Here is an 18,659-nt window from a genome sequence, read left to right as displayed (position 1 = left end):
AGGCAGGCGTCGATAAGCGGGCGCTTCCTGCAGCGCTTTCGGCCCGTCGGAGGCCCAGCTAAGATCTGGCGCATGGCCAAGCACTCCTCCTTCGTCCACCTGCATAACCACACTGAATTCTCCATGCTGGACGGCATGGCGAAGGTGGACCTGCTGGCGGAAGAAGTGGTGCGGCAGGGGATGCCCGCGGTGGGCATGACCGATCACGGCAATATGTTCGGATCGAACGCGTTCTACCGCCGCATGGTAGATGCCGGCGTCAAGCCGATTATCGGCATTGAGGCGTACATGGCACCGGGCAGCCGCTTCGACAAGAAGCGCCAGCTGTGGGGCACGCCGGACCAGAAGTCGGACGATGTGTCCGCTTCCGGCGCCTATCTGCACCAGACGCTGCTCGCGGAGAACGCGACCGGCTTGCGCAACCTGTTCAAGCTCTCGTCGCTGGCCAGCTACGAGGGCCAGCTGGGCAAGTGGCCGCGCATGGACGCGGAGCTGATCGCGGAGCACGCCGACGGCATCATCGCCACCACCGGCTGTCCGTCGGGCGATGTGCAGACCCGTCTGCGCCTCGGGCAGTACGACCAGGCACTCGAGGCCGCCGCGATGTGGCAGGACATCTACGGCAAGGACAACTACTTCCTCGAGCTGATGGATCACGGCCTGCACATCGAGCGGCGCGTGCGCGACGATCTGCTGCGCATCGGCGAGACGCTGGGTTTGCCGCCGCTGGTGACCAACGACTGCCACTACGTGCTCGAATCCCAGGCGCCGGCGCACGAGGCGATGCTGTGTGTGCAGACCGGCAAGACGCTCATGGACCCGGACCGCTTCAAGTTCGACGGCACCGGCTACTACATCAAGTCCGCCGAGCAGATGCGCGAGCTGTGGGATTCCACGGTGCCGGACGGCTGCGACAACACGCTGTGGATCGCGGAGCGCGTCGGCGACTACGGGGAGCTCTGGGAGGAGCACCCGCACGACCGCATGCCGATCGCGGACGTGCCGGAGGGGGAGACCCCAACGACGTGGTTGCGCAAAGAGGTGATGAAGGGGCTCGAGGAGCGTTTCGACGGAGCCGAGGTGCCCAAGGAATACGTCGACCGCGCGATGTACGAGATCGACGTCATCGACATGAAGGGCTACCCGTCCTACTTCCTCATCGTCGCCGAGATCATCAAGCACGCACGCGAGATTGGCATCCGTGTTGGCCCGGGCCGCGGCTCCGCGGCGGGCTCCCTGGTGGCGTACGCGCTGACCATCACCAACATCGACCCGATGGAGCACGGCCTCCTCTTCGAGCGATTCCTGAACCCGGAGCGCCCGAGTGCGCCGGATATCGATATCGACTTCGACGATCGCCGCCGCGGCGAGATGATCACCTACGCCGCGCAGCGTTGGGGCGAGGACAAGATTGCCCAGGTGATCACCTTCGGCACGGTGAAGACGAAGCAGGCGATCAAGGACGCGGCGAAGGTGAACTTCGGCCAGCCCGGGTTCCAGATGGCGGACCGGATCAACGCCGCGCTGCCGCCGGCGATCATGGCGAAGGACATTCCGCTGGCCGGCATCACCGACCCGGAGCACGCCCGCTACACCGAAGCCGCCGAGGTTCGCTCGCTGATCGAGACCGACCCGGACGTGGCGAAAATCTACGAGACCGCCCGCGGCCTCGAAGGCGTCGTCCGCCAGGCCGGTGTCCACGCGTGCGCGGTGATCATGGCGTCGGTCCCGCTCATGGACCACATCCCGATGTGGAAGCGCCCGGCCGACGGTGCGCTGATCACCGGCTGGGACTACCCGGCGTGCGAGGCCATCGGCCTGCTGAAGATGGACTTCCTGGGCCTGCGCAACCTCACCGTGCTCGGCGACGCGCTGGAGAACGTGCAGAAGAACCGCGGGGAAACGATCGACCTCGAGGCCCTAGACACCGACAATCAGGCGGTCTACGAGCTGCTCTCGCGCGGCGACACGCTCGGCGTCTTCCAGCTCGACTCCGGCGGCATGCAGGAGCTGCTGAAACGCATGAAGCCGACCGGCTTCAACGATATTGTCGCGTCGCTGGCGCTCTACCGCCCAGGCCCGATGGGCGTGAACGCGCACTGGGATTACGCGGACCGCAAGAACGGCCGCAAGCCGATCACCCCAATCCATCCGGAGCTGGAAGAGCCGCTCAAGGAGATTCTGGATGAGACGTACGGCCTCATCGTCTACCAAGAGCAGATCATGAACATCTCCCAGAAGGTGGCCAATTACACCGCGGGCCAAGCAGACGGCTTCCGCAAGGCGATGGGCAAGAAGAAGCCCGAGGTGCTGGCGAAGGAGTACGAGACCTTCTCCAAGGGCATGTTCTCCAACGGCTACTCCAAGGATGCGGTGGACGCGCTGTGGGGCACCATCGAGCCGTTCGCGTCCTACGCGTTCAACAAATCCCACGCCGCCGGCTACGCGCTGGTGAGTTACTGGACGGCGTACATGAAGGCGAACTACACCGCCGAGTACATGGCCGCCCTGCTCACCTCCGTGGGCGACAAGAAAGACAAGAGCGCGATCTACCTGTCGGACTGCCGCCACATGGGGGTCAGCGTCCTGCAGCCGGACATCAACGAGAGTGAGGAGAACTTCCTCGCGGTCGGCGAGGATGTCCGCTACGGCCTCGCGGCGGTGCGCAACGTGGGCACCGAAGTGGTGGAGTCCATCAAGGAAACCCGCCGCACCAAGGGCGAGTTCACCAGCTTCTCGGACTACCTGGACAAGATCGACTTGCTGGCCTGCAACAAGCGCATCACAGAATCGCTGATCAAGGCAGGCGCCTTCGACTCGCTCGGCCACCCGCGCAAGGGCCTCATGCTGATCCAGGAGGACGCGGTCGATTCGGTGCTTTCCACCAAGAAGGCGGCGGACAAGGGACAGTTCGACCTCTTCGCCGCGCTCGGCGGGGAGGATGAGAGTGCGTCGTCGATGTTCGCCGTCGAGGTGCCGGAGGATGAGTGGGACCGCAAGCACATGCTCGCCCTCGAACGCGAGATGCTGGGCCTGTACGTTTCCGGCCACCCACTCGACGGCTTCGAGGGCGCTATCGAGGCGCAGACCGACACGCAGCTCACCACTATCCTCGCGGGCGAATTGCGTCACGGTGCGGAGGTGACGATTGGCGGCTTGATCTCGTCCGTCGACAGGCGATTCTCCAAGAAGGACGGCTCGCCGTGGGCGATCGTGACACTGGAGGACCACCACGGCGCGCAGGTGGAGGTCCTGCTGTTCAACAAGGTCTACGCGCTGGTTGCGCCGCAGATCGTCGAGGACAACATCATCCTGGTCAAGGCGCACGTGTCCTGGCGCGATGACCGCATGAGCCTTTTCGGCGACGATGTGAAGGTGCCGGAGCTCGGCCCCGGCAACGGCGCTGGCCTGCCGCTGCGGCTGACCATGCGCACTGACCAGTGCACGGTGGATAACATCGCGCGGCTGAAGGGCGTGCTCACCAACAATCCGGGAGATACTGACGTGTACCTCAACCTGGTCAACGGCGAGCACAGCCAGCTGCTGGTGCTGGGCGACCATTTGCGGGTGGAGCGGTCCGCCAGCCTCATGGGCGACCTGAAGGCCACCATGGGGCCGGGGATTCTGGGCTAGCGAGCCCCGGGCATCAGCCTGGGCAGGGTTTAAACGAAGAAGCCCTGCAGGAACGCCTTGAAGTCAGGGTTGACGGTCACGAGCACGGCCAGGACCTGCATGAGGCCGCTGAGCACCACCATGATGCCGTTGATCACCGCGAACGCGGTGCGCGCCTCGTCGGACATTGAGCTGGCTGCCATGATCTTCGAGCTGGCGTCGTTGCCCGGGGTGGGGGTGACGGTGACCGGGGAGGCGGTCACCGTGACGGTGGTGGTCACTGGAGCTTCCTCGCTTGCCGACGGCGCATTTTCAGCCGTCGTCGTCGAAGCCGGCGCCGAGCTTGTGGTGGTCGCCGGGGTGCTCGTGGGGGTGGTGCTGGTCTCTGCGGTCGCGGTGGCGATGCCGGTGAGGCACAGGCCGGTGACGGTCAGGGCGGCGATGGCGTTGCGGGAGTTCATCGGTGGCCTTTCAGCTAAGCGGCACGGTCGGGATAAGAACCTAACAGGAGGGTTAGTATAAGGCACCATGAGTTCGCCTACGCCGACATCTGAAGCCTTCACTCCGGTGCACGCCGCCGACATTCAGGCGGCGCAGGCGCGCATTTCCTCCGTGATCGAGCCCACGCCGCTGCAGTACTGCCCCCGCCTCTCGGAGCAGTACGGGGCGCAGGTGTATCTGAAGCGCGAGGACCTGCAGGACGTGCGCTCGTACAAGATCCGCGGGGCGTACTACAACATCTCCGGCCTGTCCGAGGAAGCGCGGGCTGCCGGTGTCGTCGCCGCGAGCGCAGGCAACCACGCGCAGGGCGTGGCGTACGCGTGCCGTGCGCTGGATATTCAGGGCAAGATCTTTGTGCCTAAGCCGACGCCGAAGCAGAAGCGGGACCGCATCCGCGTGCACGGCGGGGACAACATCGAGCTGGTGGTCACCGGCAACACCTTCGACGAGGCTGCGCAGGCGGCGCGCGAGGACGCAGCCGCGCGCGGCGCCACGATTGTGGAGCCGTTCGATTCCCGCGACACCGTCATCGGCCAGGGCACCGTGGCGGCAGAGATTCTGGCGCAGCTCACGGGCCTGGGTCACGAGCTGGACACCATCTTGGTGCCGGTGGGCGGCGGCGGGCTGGTCGCCGGCATCGCGTCCTACTTTGCCGACATGTCGCCGCGCACCGGGATCGTCGGTGTGGAGCCGCGCGGCGCCGCGAGCCTGCACGCGGCGATGCAGGCGGGCAGTCCGGTCACACTCGAGGCCATCGACCCCTTCGTGGACGGCGCGGCGGTGAAGCGCATCGGCGCGTTCCCCTTCGAAGTGATCGAGCGCAACCAGGGCCGCACCCATCTCGTCTTGGCCGACGAGGGTGCGGTGTGCACCGAGATGCTCGGCCTGTACCAGAACGAGGGCATCATCGCCGAGCCCGCGGGCGCGTTGTCCGTGGCGGGTCTGAACCTGATGAACATCCAGCCGGACTCGACGGTGGTGTGCGTTATCTCCGGCGGCAACAACGACGTGCTGCGCTACGCCGAGATCATGGAGCGCTCCCTCGTGCACCGGGGCCTGCGCCACTACTTCCTGGTCAACTTCCCGCAGGAGCCTGGCCAGCTGCGCACCTTCCTCACGGACATCCTCGGCCCGGACGACGACATCGTCCTCTTCGAGTACCTGAAGAAGAACAACCGCGAAACCGGTGCGGCGCTGGTCGGCCTCGAGCTCAGCCGGGCGAGCGACTTAGACCCGTTGCTCGAGCGCATGGCGGACTCGCCAATCGAGTGCCGCCGCCTCGAGCCGGGCAGCCAGGAGTACGACTTCATCGTCTCCGGCTAGCCGGCGAGCGCGCCGGCGCTAGCCGGTAGTTCGGATCACCGCGAAACCCCACGGGTCGAGCTCAGTGGCATCCGCGCCGACGCGCGGCGAGGTGTAGGAATACATCAGCTCGCCGCCGACGGGTACCTCGACCCGCGCGTTGCTGAAGTTCGCGGCGAGAACCACCGGGTGGCCGTCCTCAGCCATGGTGAGCCAGGTGTCGCCGTGCTCCACCTTCAGGGTCCGCAGGTCGTCGCGGTTGAAGCCGTGCTCCCTCCGGATTGCGAGGAGGGTGGAGTAAGCGTCGTAAAGCTTGTGCCCCCGCTGCCCGAACTCCCAGTCCAGGCGCGCCGCGTGGAACGTCGCGGGTGCGGCTGGGTCCGGCACGTCCGTTGGGTTCCAGCCTTGGCGGGAGAATTCGTGCAGGCGGCCTTCGCGCGTCATGCGCGCCAGCTCCTCGTCGGAGTGCGAGATGAAGAACGGGAACGGCGTGCGTGCGCCGAATTCCTCGCCCATGAACAGCATTGGGGTGAAGGGGGAGAGCAGGATCACGGCCGCGCGCAGCGCGAGTTGCTTGGGGCTCAAGCTTGCCGACGGCCGGTCCCCGACCGCGCGGTTGCCAGTCTGGTCGTGGTTGGTGGTGAAGGTGATCATCTGCCAGGGGGCGACGTGGCTGAGATCTAAGGGGCGGCCGTGGGTGCGGGCGCGGTACTCCGACCAGGTGTCGCGGAAGCGGTACGCGTTGCGCAGGGTGTCGGCGAGGATCTCAATAGTGCCGTAGTCCACGTAGTAGCCCTGCTGCTCGCCGCTGATGAGGGTGTGCACGCTGTGGTGGACGTCGTCGAGCCACTGGGCGGAGAGCCCGTAGCCGCCGCGGGACTCGTCGTTGACAATGCGCGGGTCGTTCTGGTCGGTCTCGCCGATGATGGTGCGCGGCACGTTCGTCTCGCCGGCAACGGTGTCGGCCACGGCGCGGATCTCTTCCATGAGCGAGTAGGCGCGGCGGTCGTCGTAGGCGTGCACGGCATCCAGGCGCAGGCCGTCGACGTGAAACTCGCGCAGCCACTGGCCCACGGCGGCGAGGATGTAGGCGCGGACCTCGTCCGAGCCAGGGCCGGAGATGTTCACCACGTCGCCCCAGCCGGTGTGCCCCTGGGTGGTGTACGGCCCGAACATGCCGTTGTAGTTGCCCTCCGGGCCGAAATGGTTGTACACCACATCGAGAATCACCGCGATGCCGCGGGCGTGCGCGGCATCGACCAGGCGCTTCAGGCCCTCGGGGCCGCCGTAGGGGGCGTGGACCGCGAGCCAAGCAACGCCGTCGTAGCCCCAGTTGCGAGTGCCGGGGAAGGGCTGCACCGGCATGAGCTCAATCGCGTTGATGCCCAGCTTGGCTAGGTAGTCCAGCTTGGCGATGACACCGTCGAAGGTGCCGTCCTCAGTGAAGGTGCCCACGTGCAGCTCGTACAGCACCTGGTCTTTCAGGTGCAGGCCGCGCCACTGGCCATCCGTCCAGTCGAAGTCGGTACCCACGACCTGGGAGGGGCCGTGCACCCCGTCCGGCTGGCAGCGGGTGCGCGGGTCGGGGAGCGGTTTGGTCCACTCGGTGCCGTCGTGAAGCGAAAATGCGTATCGTGCACCAGGCTCGGGCCGCGCCACGGCGGGGTCGAGCACCCACCAGCCGGCGCGCGCGGGGTCGGGGTCCATGTCGTGGCGCTCGCCGTCGACGGTGACGCGAACCTGGCGCGGATGTGGCGCCCATACCTCGTACTGCTGGTTGGTCATACCCACGAGGGTAGACTGACCGCGATATGCGCACCGCCTATGACTTACCCGCCGACACCGTGGTCACCCACGAGATGGAGATCAAACGCTCCAAGTTCATCACCTGGGTGACACGGGTGAGCAGCGAAGACGAGGCGCGCGACTTCATCCAGGCGGCGCGCGACGCGTACCCGGATGCCCGCCACCACTGCAGCGCGTTTATCGTGCACGTGGACGGCGCGCAGCCCATCGAGCGCTCCTCCGACGACGGCGAGCCCTCCGGCACTGCAGGAAAACCCATGCTCGAGGTGCTGAAAGGCTCCGGCATGCTGGACATCTGCGCGGTGGTGATCCGCTACTTCGGCGGCGTGAAGTTGGGCACCGGCGGCCTCGTCAGCGCCTACACCGACGCGGTGAGCTCCGCAGTGGCGCAGGTGGAGCGCCGGCGCCGGGAGGTGGAGGAGCTCGCCACCGTGGGCTTCCCGCACGCCCAGGCTGGGCGCATCGAGGCCGATCTGCGCAACCACGGCGTGGAGGTGGTCGACGTGGAGTACGGCTCCCTGGCCACGTACACCTTGGCGTTCGATCCGGGGGAGCGGGAGCGTATCGACGCGTTACTGGCGGCCGCCACCCAAGGCACCGCCGAGGCGAAAGATGCCGGGCACCGCTGGGTGGAGCTGGGCGCGTAATTTTGCCCGGGCGCTACACTTTAACCCATGACGATGCAGCCGCGCCCCAACAACCCGATCGAGCAGCGCAAGCAGGCCATGCGCAAGTACATGAACAACGCCGCCATGTGGGCCGGCGGCGGCGTGGCTGGCGGTATCGCGCTGGCGCTGTTGACCCAGTCCTGGACCCTGCTGATCATCGGCTTCGTCATCGCCGTCGCCGGCGGCTGGACGAACTGGAATAAGGCCCAGCAAATCGTCAACCACAAGGACGAGTACTAAACCTGTGACGCAACCAGACGGGTCCGCAGTCCGCATCGACGCGTGGCTGTGGGCCGTACGCATTTTCAAGACCCGCAGCCAGGCCGCCGAGGCAGTGCGCGCCGGGCACGTGAAACTCAACAACGAGGCAGTCAAGCCCGCTGCCCAGGTGGTGCCGGGCGACCACGTCCGGGTGTGGAAGGACCACCGCTACTTAGAGTTCGACGTCACCGCAACGGTGCGCAAGCGCGTCGGCGCCCCGATTGCCAAGCAGTGCTACGTGGACGTCTCGCCGCCGCCCCCGCCGATGGACATCTTCGCCACCATGCCGAAGCGCGACCGCGGCGCGGGCCGGCCGACGAAGAAAGAGCGGCGCGAAACCGACCGCCTGCTCGGCCGCTAGCGCGCCGCACGCAGCCGCTCCAGGCGCTGCGTGAGCTTCGCGCGGCGCAGTTTAGGCCGGTTGCCGGCGTCCCACGTCCGCTCGATGTGCTCCTGCCCGAAGCGGTTGAGCAACACGTCGTCGACAAGCCTCACCTGGCCCGGCACGAAGGGGTAGTTCAACGAGTTGGCGACAGCCTCGAGATCGGCCGGGTTGAGCAAGTCGCGCAACTGCGCCACCCGCTCGATGCCGTGCGTGCGCAGCAACTCCATGAGGAAGCGGTAATCGTTGGCGCGCGAGAGAGGATAGTGCGAACCCAGCAGCAGGGTGAGGATGCCGGGGAGCGTCTCCGGGGTCAGCTCCGCATCGCCGGCACCGGCAGTCGCAGCCAACTGCGGTTCCGGCTCCTTCGGCGCGGGCGCGGTGATGTCGGCGATCTGGTCGAACTGCTGGTCCGCCAGCTCGATGAGACCGGCCGCGAGGGTGAACGCCCGGTCCACGCGCGGATCCAGGCTGCCGCCGGAGCGCTTGTAGCGGATGTCGTGCTCGAACTCCGCCCACGCATGCTGCAGCACCGTGCGCAGCTGCATCTCGAAGACGGTGCCCGCGTAGAGCTCCAAGCCCTCGGATTTGTCGGTGACGCGCAGCACCAGGTGGTGCGAGCCGTAGCCGAAACCGCCCGCGATGCGGGTCTCCTCCGCCTTGTCCACGCTGCGCAGCACATCGAACTGGTCGGCCAAGAGCCGCTGCACCGCCGGGATCTCGGTGGAGTGCAGCACGGTTACGCGCGCACCGATGATGTCGCGGATGTCGTTCCACGGATCCGGGTACATCGGGGCGCCGTCGGCGGTGAGCTTGCGCGCTTTAGCTTTCAGCGACGGCCAGGTTTTCACGCGCACGTCGACGCGATCGAAGGTGATGCCGGCGTCCCGCATCAGCTCGTGCAGCGCGCCGCGGAACGTGGTCGCGATGTCCGGGTGGGCGTCCAGCCAGGCGAAGTACGTCGAGCCGAGCCGCGCGATCGTGGCATCCGGGACTCGGGGAGCGTTCATTCGAGTCCCCCTTAGAGCTTGCTCGACTCGGTCAGGCTCGCTGAGACTAGGAGTGCCGCGGGCAGGGTCGCCAGCACGTCCGCCACCGGCACCGCGCCGCTGAAGGTGCGGCCGGTGAGGCGGTCGGTCCACTCGCCGTCGGGCAGCTGCACTGTGGTGTCGCCCCAGCCGCCCCGGGCTTCAAGCTCGAGCGGCAGGCGGGTCGCCAGCGCGATCACGCTCAACCCCTTCGCGCCGCCAACGGAGGCGTCGCCGCGCGCGATACCCACGAGGTGGTCGTGCGCCTTGCCGACGGCGAAGACCGCCTGGTGCTCGCCACGCAGGAACACGTCCGAATATTGCCGGCGCAGGTGCAGACCTTCACGGACAATGATCTGCTTCGCAAGATCCGCGATGCGGCCGTCGAGGCCCGGGTAGCAGCCCTCGCGCGCCTCCTCCGGCTGCTCCTCGGTATCGCCGTAGAGGTAGCTGGCCAGGTCGAAGTCCTCCGCCTCGCGTGCCTCCAGGTATTGGGTGAGGGACTGCACGCGCGCCGTGTAATCCACGAACCGGCGGTTATCCGGATCCACCAGCGAAAAGTCCATGAATTCCTGGCCCTGGTAGGTATCCGGCACGCCCGCGCCGGCGAGCTGCAGCACCTTGCGGCCCAGCGAGACCTGCACGCCGCCGCGGTGCAGCCGCTGCACGTGGGTGGTAATCAGGCCCGTGACCGGACCCATCAGCAAGGCGTCGATCCAGTCGGTCACCGCCTGCTCGTAGGCCGCATCCTGGTCGAACCAGCTCGACTTCACACCCGCCTCGCGCACGGCCTTGACCGCGTAGAGGTGCAGGCGCTCCTGCAGCGCCTCGGTGATCTGGCCGTCGGCAGGCCATACGCCGAGGATGTTCTGCATCAGGAAGTGTCCGGTCGCGGTGTCCGGCGGCGGCACCATGGCGGCCACTTGCCGCACCAGCTCCGCGAAATCGTTGGGCATCTCAGTGAGCTCGATCATCCGGGCGCGGGTGTCCTCGGTGCGCTTGGTGTCGTGCGTGGTCAGCGACGTCATTGCGCGCGGCCACAGCTGCGCGCGCTCTTGCTGCAGCAGGTGGAACTCCGCGACACCCACGCCGAAGCGCCCGGGCGCCCCGCCGACCTCCTGCAGCGCCACAAGGCGGCTCGCGCGGTAGAACAGCGTGTCCTCCACGCCCTTCGCCATCACGGCGCCGCACACCTGCGCGAAGCGGGTCTTCGCCTCGCCCTCCGCGAGCATCGCGGCCGCGATCAGGTCCAGGGCATCGCTTCTCGACGGAAACTTCCTGGCCATCTCCGCAATCACCGACGAGGTAATACGGGACAGGGAGCGGTAATCCGCGCGGTAGACCGGCATTGCCGCCACCAGCTCGATCACGGTCGAGGTGAGGTCTTCGTCGGAGACTTCCTGGCCCGCAGTGGAGAAGTTGTCGCGGCGGATTGCGCGCACCAGCCTGCGGATCTCCGCGCCGAGCTCGGCACTTGCCACCTCACGCTTGAGCTGGTGCTCGGCGGCCTCAATGGCAGCCTCGTCCCAGGTGGAGCCGGACTGCTGCAGGGCCAGCATGCTCAGGCTGTCCTCGGCGGAGCGGTCGACGAACACTCCGTCGAGTTCGCGCATCGCGTCGTAGCCGGTCGTGCCGTCCACGCTCAGGCGCGGGTCGAGCGGTTCCGTGACGCCGAGGATTTTCTCCACGACCAGCCAGCGGTCCTCCCCGATGAGGTCGCGCAGGCGCGTCAGATAGTCGAAGGGGTTGGTCAAGCCGTCCGGGTGGTCCACACGAATGCCGTCGATCAAGTCCTCCGCGATGATCTGGCGCAGCGCGCGGTGCGTGTGCTCGAAGACCAGCGGGTCCTCCTGGCGGATGCCGGCCAACCCGTTCACGGAGAAGAAACGGCGGTAGGAAATAACGCCGTCGCGCCAGTACATGAGGCGGTACGCCTGGCGCTCGTACACCTCGCGGGGGTCGTCGTCGAGGGATTCGTAGCTGCCCGGGGCGAGCGGGAAGTAGTGGTCGTAATACTTCAGCACATCCTCGCCGTCCGGCGCGGCCCCCTCCGGGAACTCCTCCGGCCCCAGGTGCGCGAGCTCGAGCTTGTCCTCGTCGCCCTCGGTGCCCAGCACCGGCATGCCGAGTTTCCCGCCCGCACCGTTGTCCTCGTGCCAGTCGATGTCGAAGTAACACTCGAACTCGGAATCCCGGCCGTGTTTCAGCACATCCCACCACCACCGGTTTGTGCGGGGCGTTTCCACACCCAAGTGGTTGGGCACGATGTCGAGGACAATGCCGATGCCGGCCTCATGTGCTGCGTCGGCAAGCGTACGAAGCCCTTCGATGCCGCCGAGCTCGGGGTTGACCTGCGTGGGGTCGGTAACGTCGTAGTTGTGGTTGGATTCGCGCACCGCGGCGAAAATGGGGGAGAGGTAGATGTGCGACACGCCGAGTGCGCGCAGGTACGGGATCTGCTCGGCCGCGTCGGCAAAACCGAAACCGCGTCCCGAGGGGTCGGCTTGGGGGCCGCGGAGTTGGACGCGGTAAGTGGACGTGATCGGCCGACGCATGATTTTGCAGGCTCCTTGTTGTAGAGAATCGTGCCGCGCTTTACGGCGCGCGGCGCACCCGACCAAGCGTAGCTACAGGTTCGCCGCCATGGCGCTTTCCTGCTTGACGACGAGCGGAAACCCCAGCGAATAGCGCAACACGCCGCGCGCGCCGAGGAGCGCCACCACCTCATCCTCCGGGGAGGTGAAGACGAAGAGCTCGCGCTGATCCCGCGAGTAGTACGTGAGCGGGGATTGGGTATCCCACACCGCGGCGAAGTGCGCGTTGATGGTGGCGAAGGTGAGCGGGTGCGCGAGCCAGCTCGCCGGAGGGGAGTCTAAGCCCCGGACCTCGACACCCTCCGGGGCCGCGGGACCCAATGCGACGGAGGCGGGCCGGACGTGGAACTCGATGCCGGTCGCGCGCACCGCGGTGGTGCGCAGCGCGCGTGCGGCCGCGTTCCACGCCATGTGGGCGCTCGCCCCCAGCTTGCCGATCTGCTGGTGGGTGAGCCCCGAGCACTCCGGGCTGTCGAAGACGCACACCAGCCCCGGCGACAGGCTGATGTAGGCGGTGGAGGCTCCGAAGCCGGGCGTGATCCAGGCGCGGGAGCCGGAGGCGGTGAGATCGTTGCGCAGCGCCAAGCGGGGGCGCAGCGCGTCGAGGGGCGTGAAGGTTCGGGTACGAACGAGGGCGGGTGGTGGTGTTGGGCGCATAAGTATTAGACGCGCCGAACACCGCCTCGGTTCCCTCCGACGGGGAAATTCAGCCGCTAGCTCGAGATGCCGAGGGCATCGAAAAGCTGCTGGGCGGACCAAATCTCAATGTCCTGGCCCTTGTCCTGCAGCTCCCGTGCGCGCTTTTCCTTCGACGTCATCGTCGCCCACTCGCCGGCCACCAGGATGGTGGTCTTCTTGGTCACGTTCTTGCCCACCTGGCCGCCGAGCTCCGCGATGCCGGACCACAGTTCGCCCTTGTCGTAGGGCTCGAAATCCCCGGTGAGGGTGACGTTCTGGCCGTAGAGCGGGGAGTTGGGGTCGGCCTCCGCGTTGACCTCCGGCACCTCGTCCGGTGTCGCAACCGCCTGCCACGGAGCCTGGTTGTGGCGCTGGGTTTTCGGCTTTTCCGGGGCAGCGTCGCCACTCGGACCGCCCTGGTTCGAGCCCTGGGGCGCAGTCACCGCATCGATGGCGGCCCGCATGCCGCCGTCGGCAACCCTGCTCGCCTGCAGTGCGCGGGTGGCGCCGGAACGGTCGCGCAGCACCGGGGTGACGCGTGCGTCGTCGATCGAGCCGAGCGCGAAGCCCGTGTTGTGCACGAAGCTCATCAACGAGCCCTCGTGTGCGGCGCGGCGGGCGAGGCCCACCATGATGCCGGCGCACGCAGCGGCATCGGCGGCCGCGTCGTGGTGCTTGTCCAACCCCACACCGAAGAATTCGGCGAGGGTGGGTAAGCGGTGGTTCAGCACGTCCAGCTTTGTCGCGCGCGCCTGCGCCAACGTGCAGGCGAACATGATGGGCGGGATGGCGCGGCCGGTGGCAACGCAGGCGTTGCGCAGCGCGGTCGCGTCGAACTGGGCGTTGTGCGCCACCATCGGCAAATCGCCGACGAAGGCGGTCAGTTCCTCGATGAGGTCCCCGACGTTCGGCGATGCCGAGACCGACTCGCGGGTGATGCCGTGAATCCGCACGTTGTAGGGGTCGAATTCATCGAGGCCCGCCGGCGGCATGCACAGCCACGACACGCGCTCGATTTCCTCGCCGTCGACAACCTTCACCATGCCGATCTGGCAGATCGACCCCCACTGCTGGTTCGCGGTCTCCACGTCGAGGGCGACGAAGCTGAAGCCGGGAATGCCTGCGTGGGCGTCGACAAGCTCGGCGGCGGGACCCTCGCCGCGGGATGCGGCAGCAATGAGCTGCTCGAGCGCGCCCGGCCCCTCACCGTCGCCCGGCGCGAAGCTGATGCGCACCGTACCGTCGCCGGTGTCGATGTCCGCGTAGGACGCGTTCCACGCATCGCCGGCGGTCACGTGCACGCCGCGCACCGTGTCGATTGGGATGGTGCGGGGCTCGCCGTCGCCGGTGAGCGAGGCGGCGAGCGGGGTCGGGCTGATGGTCACCGCATCGTTGGTCACCGTGATGGTGGCACCGTGCGCTGAGATCACGTCGAGGAGCTCCTTTTCTTGTTCAGGGTTAGTCGCGGACCGGCGGCTCAACCTGCTTCAGCACAGCGGTCGAGCGAGCTGCCACGGTGATGGTGTCGCCGGCGGAGAGCACCGCCTTCTCCATCGGGTAGCCGAGGGGTTCGGTGGTGTCGACGATGATCTCCCAGCTGCCGCCGAACTGCTGCGGCGGCACGGTGAACTCGATGTCCTCGAAGTGGGCGTTGAACATCAGGACGAAGGAATCGTCGCTGACCTTGCGTCCGCGGCGGTCCTCCTCGGTGATGGCGTCGCCGTTGAGGTACACCATCAGGGCCTTGCCGAAGGCGTAGTCCCAGTCGGACTGGGTCATGAGCTGGCCGTCCGGGACCAGCCAGGCGATCTCGCGATCCACCACGTCCTCGCCGAGCGCGCCGCCGGAGAGGAAGCGGCGGCGGCGGAACACCGGGTGCTTCTTGCGGATTGCGATGAGGCGCTTGGTGAAGTCGTGCAGGTCCTGCGCTTCTTCCAGGCGATCCCAGTCCATCCAGGCGATTTCGTTGTCCTGGCAGTAGACGTTGTTGTTGCCGCCCTGGGTGCGGGCGAACTCATCGCCGTGGGCAATCATCGGGGTGCCCTGGGACAGCAGCAGGGTGGTCAGGAAGTTGCGGCGCTGCTGGGCGCGCAGTTGCTGGATCTTCGGGTCCTCGGTCGGGCCCTCCTCGCCGCAGTTCCAGGAACGGTTGTGGCTCTCACCGTCGCGGTTGTCCTCGCCGTTGGCCTCGTTGTGCTTCTCGTTGTAGCTGACCAGGTCGTTGAGGGTGAAGCCGTCGTGGGCGGTGATGAAGTTGATGGATGCCGACGGGCGGCGGCCGTTGTGCTGGTACAGGTCAGAAGAACCCGTCAGGCGGGAGGCGAACTCGCCGAGGGTGGATGCCTCGCCGCGCCAGAAGTCGCGCATGGTGTCGCGGTATTTGCCGTTCCACTCGCTCCACAGCGACGGGAAGTTGCCCACCTGGTAGCCGTTCTCGCCCACATCCCACGGCTCGGCGATGAGCTTGACCTGGGATACGACTGGGTCCTGCTGGACGAGGTCGAAGAAGGTGGCCAGGCGGTCCACGTCGGAGAACTCGCGCGCCAGGGTGGAGGCGAGGTCGAAGCGGAAGCCGTCGACGTGCATCTCGGTGACCCAGTAGCGCAGCGAGTCCATGATCAGTTGCAGGGAGTGCGGGTCGCGCACGTTGAAGGAGTTGCCGGTGCCGGTGTAGTCCATGTAGTGGAAGCGGTCGCCGTCGACGAGGCGGTAGTAGGCCTCGTTGTCGATGCCGCGGAACGCGATGGTGGGGCCGAGGTGGTTGCCCTCGGCGGTGTGGTTGTACACCACGTCGAGGATGATCTCCATGCCCGCCTCGTGGTAGGCGCGCACCATCTGCTTGAACTCCGCCACCGCGTCACCGGGCTTGTCGGAGGAGGCATAGTTGTGCTCCGGCGCGAAGAAGCCGAAGGTGTTGTAGCCCCAGTAGTTGCGCAGCCCCAGGTCGCGGAGGCGGTCATCCTGCAGGAACTGGTGCACCGGCAACAGCTCCACGGAGGTCACGCCCAGGTCGGAGAGGTACTCGATCATCGCGGGGTGCGCCATGCCGGCATAGGTGCCGCGCAGGTTCTCCGGGATGTCCGGGTGCAGCTGCGTCATGCCCTTCACGTGGCACTCGTAAATCACCGCTTCCTCGTCCGGGATGTTCGGGGAACGGTCATCGCCCCAGTCGAAGAACGGGTTGATCACCACGGAAAGCATGGTGTGGCCCAGCGAGTCCTCCTCGTTTCTGCCCTCGCCCGGCTCAGCCGCGTGGATGTCGTAGGAGAACAGGGAAGAGTGCTGGTCAAACTCGCCGTCGAAGGCACGTGCGTAGGGGTCTACCAGCAGCTTGGTGGCGTCGCAGCGCTTGCCGTTGTGCGGGTCCCACGGTCCGTGCACGCGGTAGCCGTACCGCTGGCCGGGGGAAACACCAGGCAGGTAGGCGTGCCAGACGTAGTTATCCACTTCTTGGAGCTCGACGCGGGTCTCCGCGCCGTCCTCGTCAATAAGGCACAGTTCCACCTTTTCGGCGACAGCGGAGAAGAGGGCGAAGTTGGTGCCTGCACCGTCGTAGGTCGAGCCGAGGGGATACGCAGAGCCCGGCCACGTCTCCGGCGCAGGCGCCTGCGCAGCGTCCTGATTGGTAGTTTCAGTCATGCCGACTAATCGTAGTGCACCGCGGGCGAATCACCGTGTTGAGCAGCTAGGCCACGCAGCATGAGCCGCACCGCGGCCGCGTGCTCCGCTGCTGCGTCGCGCTCGCCCGCCGCAGCGCCAGCCTCACCCGTCGCCTGTGCGAGCTGGCGTCCGGACTGCTGCACCGCGGCGGCCCCCAGCGTCAGGTGAATGAGGCCGTGCGCGGCGGCGCGCACATCGCGTGCCGACGCTTGGTTTCCGGCCACGCCGGCAACAACCCGCGTGAACGTCTCCGACAGCGCGCCGCCGATCTGCGCCTCGGGCTGGCCGATGGCGGTAACCACCACCTCCGCGCCGTCCTGCACCCCGAGCACCGCCCGCCTGAGCGCGGCGCAGAGTGCTTCCGGGTCCGCGGGTGGGTTCTCCACGACGGGCGCGGCAATGGCCGCGGCCATCGACGCGATCAGCTCCTGCTTGTTCTCGATGTGCCAGTACAGTGCACCGGGCGCGACGCCGAGGGTGGTGGCGAGGCGGCGCATCGAGACGTCGGCAAGCCCGTAGGTGCCCAAGATCTCGAGTGCGGCGGCGGTGATTGCCTCGCGGGACAGTTGCATGAGGCCTCACTGTAGTCCCCGCTCCCTGTGCGCGAGCCGGGTTCGGTTACAGGTGACCTCACAGAAACCCTCCAGACCTTTAGCAAGATGACTGTACTCAAGCTCCAGCTTGGCGTTGTTAGAATGCCCGGTGTACAACTCCCTGAGGTCGAGCCACGGCTCACCTCAAGTGACCACGCCCGGGCCGCGGAGGCAAGACGCGGCCCGGGCTTATTTGAGGAGAGATATTCGTGACGCTTACCACCACTCCGATGAAGGCTGCTGCGGCAGCGGTGACCGCGCTTGCGCTCACCTTCTCGCTGAGCGCGTGCGGCGAGAAGCAGGAGACCGCAAGCGGCGGCCTGTCTACGGCCGCAACCGCTCCGGGCGCTGCGACCGCTGAGGAAGCTGCTGGCGAGGCTACCGAGGCAGTGGAGAACGAGGCCTCCGACGCGGAGACCACCGAGGAGAATACGGCTAAGGACAAGGACAAGAAGGAGCCGGCTGCTTCCTCCTCCGCGAAGCCGAAGACCACCACCAAGGCGAACAACAGCGGCAACAACGCGGGTGCCGCGGCGGTGCCGACGATTGCGAACCCTTTCGAGAACGGCCAAGTCGAGGTGCCGACGTACGAGCCGATCGCGAACGGCCAGGCCGGTTCTGAGGCTGACCGCAAGCAGATGGAGGACGTGGTGCGCAAGGTGACCAACCCGGATTCCTTCGCCACCTGGACCCGCACCATCCTGGACAACTCCTGCGCAGCCGTGCGCGAGCCGGCGCTGGAGGAGTTCGAGCGCCAAGGCCTCACCCTCGACATGGTTGAGCAGATGATGCGCGCCCAGGAGGCGCAGGGCGGCACCATCAACATCCCGAAGACCGACGTGAAGGTCACCGACGTGCGCATCGACGGCAACCGCGCGTCCGCTACGGTGTCCACCTCGAACTCCGAGGGCAACGCGTCCCAGGTCCAGCTCTTCGCCAAGGAAGACGGCCGCTGGAAGGTCTGCAACGGCTAATGGCATCTGAGGCGCCCCGTTACCCGCGCGCGTTCGGCGCGGGTGCGGGGCTTTTGGCTGGTGGTCTCATCCTGGGACTGATCGGCGGCGTGGCGTGGGGCTTCGTGCGCCCCACCTATACCGTCTCCTTTCAGGACGGGGCCGCGGTAGTTGACCCTGCGGCAAGCGCGCCGAGCGCGGATTTTGCCGCGATCGGCTGGCTCGCGATAATCACCGCTGTCCTGGGCATGATCTTGGCCGCGGTTGCCCTCCTGCAGACTCGCAAAGGCGAGGTTGCGGGCGGATTCAGCGAGCTCGTCTGGCTCATCCTGGTCGCCGGGGCCACAAGCTTGACGACGTTCGCGGTCGGCGAGATGACCGTTCGCGCCCTCTACCCGGTGCCATCGCACAGCGAGACACCGACAACTGAGCCGTTCGCGCTGGCCCCCTCGGTGGAACCCCACGTGGCGCTCCTCGTCGCCCCGCTGGTGGCGGCGGCGATGTTCTGGATGGCGAATTTCTTCGAACTGACCCGGCTCACCCGCGAGCAGGCGCGGGTGGAGGCCCGATCCGAAGCGCCTGCACTGGGGGCCTAAACTAGAGCGGGTAACGTCCCACCAA

15 protein-coding genes are annotated in these 18,659 nt (G+C 67.0%); 7 read left to right on the top strand and 8 right to left on the bottom strand.

Translation table 11 applies throughout. From position 1 onward, the window contains the following. Nucleotides 1-72 precede the first annotated feature (72 nt). Complete coding sequence (gene dnaE, locus M5J20_RS00565; RefSeq protein WP_253575363.1) at nt 73-3,633, top strand: DNA polymerase III subunit alpha; 3,561 nt, start codon at nt 73-75, stop codon at nt 3,631-3,633. A 29-nt stretch (nt 3,634-3,662) separates the two neighbouring features. Here the strand turns inward: dnaE and M5J20_RS00560 are convergent, their stop codons facing one another. Further along, a complete protein-coding gene (locus tag M5J20_RS00560; protein WP_253575361.1) occupies nt 3,663-4,073 on the bottom strand; it encodes a hypothetical protein in 411 nt (136 codons plus the stop codon). 67 nt (nt 4,074-4,140) lie between these two features. On the opposite strand from M5J20_RS00560, the gene ilvA reads away from it, so the two are divergent. Beyond that, nucleotides 4,141-5,436 carry a threonine ammonia-lyase IlvA gene (ilvA, locus tag M5J20_RS00555; protein WP_253575359.1) on the top strand — a complete coding sequence of 432 codons (1,296 nt, stop codon included), beginning with the start codon at nt 4,141-4,143 and terminating at the stop codon, nt 5,434-5,436. A gap of 18 nt (nt 5,437-5,454) precedes the next feature. Here the strand turns inward: ilvA and treZ are convergent, their stop codons facing one another. Next, a complete protein-coding gene (gene treZ / locus M5J20_RS00550) occupies nt 5,455-7,200 on the bottom strand; it encodes a malto-oligosyltrehalose trehalohydrolase (RefSeq protein WP_253575358.1) in 1,746 nt (581 codons plus the stop codon). Between the two features lie 26 nt (nt 7,201-7,226). On the opposite strand from treZ, the gene M5J20_RS00545 reads away from it, so the two are divergent. The 3 genes from M5J20_RS00545 to M5J20_RS00535 are packed head-to-tail and all read left to right on the top strand — an operon-like array spanning nt 7,227 to nt 8,511. Beyond that, nucleotides 7,227-7,868 (top strand): YigZ family protein, encoded by a 642-nt coding sequence (locus tag M5J20_RS00545; protein WP_253575357.1) that lies wholly within the window; start codon nt 7,227-7,229, stop codon nt 7,866-7,868. Nucleotides 7,869-7,895: 27 nt separating this feature from the next. Next, nucleotides 7,896-8,129, top strand: coding sequence for a hypothetical protein (locus tag M5J20_RS00540; RefSeq protein ID WP_253575356.1), 234 nt, complete (start codon nt 7,896-7,898; stop codon nt 8,127-8,129). A gap of 4 nt (nt 8,130-8,133) precedes the next feature. Continuing rightward, nucleotides 8,134-8,511: an RNA-binding S4 domain-containing protein gene (locus M5J20_RS00535; RefSeq protein ID WP_253575355.1), complete on the top strand. Its 378-nt coding sequence runs from the start codon at nt 8,134-8,136 to the stop codon at nt 8,509-8,511. On the opposite strand, the gene M5J20_RS00530 is transcribed toward M5J20_RS00535, so the two are convergent. From M5J20_RS00530 to M5J20_RS00505, 6 genes are all read right to left on the bottom strand, one after another. Further along, nucleotides 8,508-9,542 carry a GTP pyrophosphokinase gene (locus M5J20_RS00530; protein WP_253575354.1) on the bottom strand — a complete coding sequence of 345 codons (1,035 nt, stop codon included), beginning with the start codon at nt 9,540-9,542 and terminating at the stop codon, nt 8,508-8,510. The two genes, M5J20_RS00535 and M5J20_RS00530, sit on opposite strands and share 4 nt — an antisense overlap. Before the next feature lie 11 nt (nt 9,543-9,553). Then, complete coding sequence (gene treY, locus M5J20_RS00525) at nt 9,554-12,115, bottom strand: malto-oligosyltrehalose synthase (RefSeq protein ID WP_253575353.1); 2,562 nt, start codon at nt 12,113-12,115, stop codon at nt 9,554-9,556. Between the two features lie 72 nt (nt 12,116-12,187). Continuing rightward, nucleotides 12,188-12,811, bottom strand: coding sequence for a hypothetical protein (locus tag M5J20_RS00520; RefSeq protein ID WP_253575351.1), 624 nt, complete (start codon nt 12,809-12,811; stop codon nt 12,188-12,190). Nucleotides 12,812-12,867: 56 nt separating this feature from the next. Then, entirely contained in the window at nt 12,868-14,262 is a 1,395-nt protein-coding gene (locus M5J20_RS00515) for an exonuclease domain-containing protein (protein WP_253575349.1), read from the bottom strand. Between the two features lie 28 nt (nt 14,263-14,290). Beyond that, on the bottom strand, nt 14,291-16,471 hold the full coding sequence (gene glgX, locus M5J20_RS00510) for a glycogen debranching protein GlgX (protein ID WP_253575347.1): 2,181 nt from the start codon (nt 16,469-16,471) through the stop codon (nt 14,291-14,293). 5 nt (nt 16,472-16,476) lie between these two features. Further along, nucleotides 16,477-17,064, bottom strand: coding sequence for a TetR/AcrR family transcriptional regulator (locus tag M5J20_RS00505; protein WP_253575345.1), 588 nt, complete (start codon nt 17,062-17,064; stop codon nt 16,477-16,479). Between the two features lie 230 nt (nt 17,065-17,294). Between M5J20_RS00505 and M5J20_RS00500 the strand changes: the two genes are divergently transcribed. After that, nucleotides 17,295-18,059 carry a hypothetical protein gene (locus M5J20_RS00500; RefSeq protein ID WP_253575344.1) on the top strand — a complete coding sequence of 255 codons (765 nt, stop codon included), beginning with the start codon at nt 17,295-17,297 and terminating at the stop codon, nt 18,057-18,059. Then, nucleotides 18,059-18,634 carry a hypothetical protein gene (locus M5J20_RS00495; RefSeq protein ID WP_253575343.1) on the top strand — a complete coding sequence of 192 codons (576 nt, stop codon included), beginning with the start codon at nt 18,059-18,061 and terminating at the stop codon, nt 18,632-18,634. Before M5J20_RS00500 ends, M5J20_RS00495 begins: the two co-directional genes overlap by 1 nt. Nucleotides 18,635-18,659: the final 25 nt, after the last annotated feature.

The sequence above is a fragment of the Corynebacterium stercoris genome (assembly GCF_024160105.1).
Classification (GTDB): domain Bacteria; phylum Actinomycetota; class Actinomycetes; order Mycobacteriales; family Mycobacteriaceae; genus Corynebacterium; species Corynebacterium stercoris.
The sequence above is the reverse complement of the archived record's forward strand: the minus strand, read 5'-3'. Positions and strand labels throughout refer to the sequence as shown.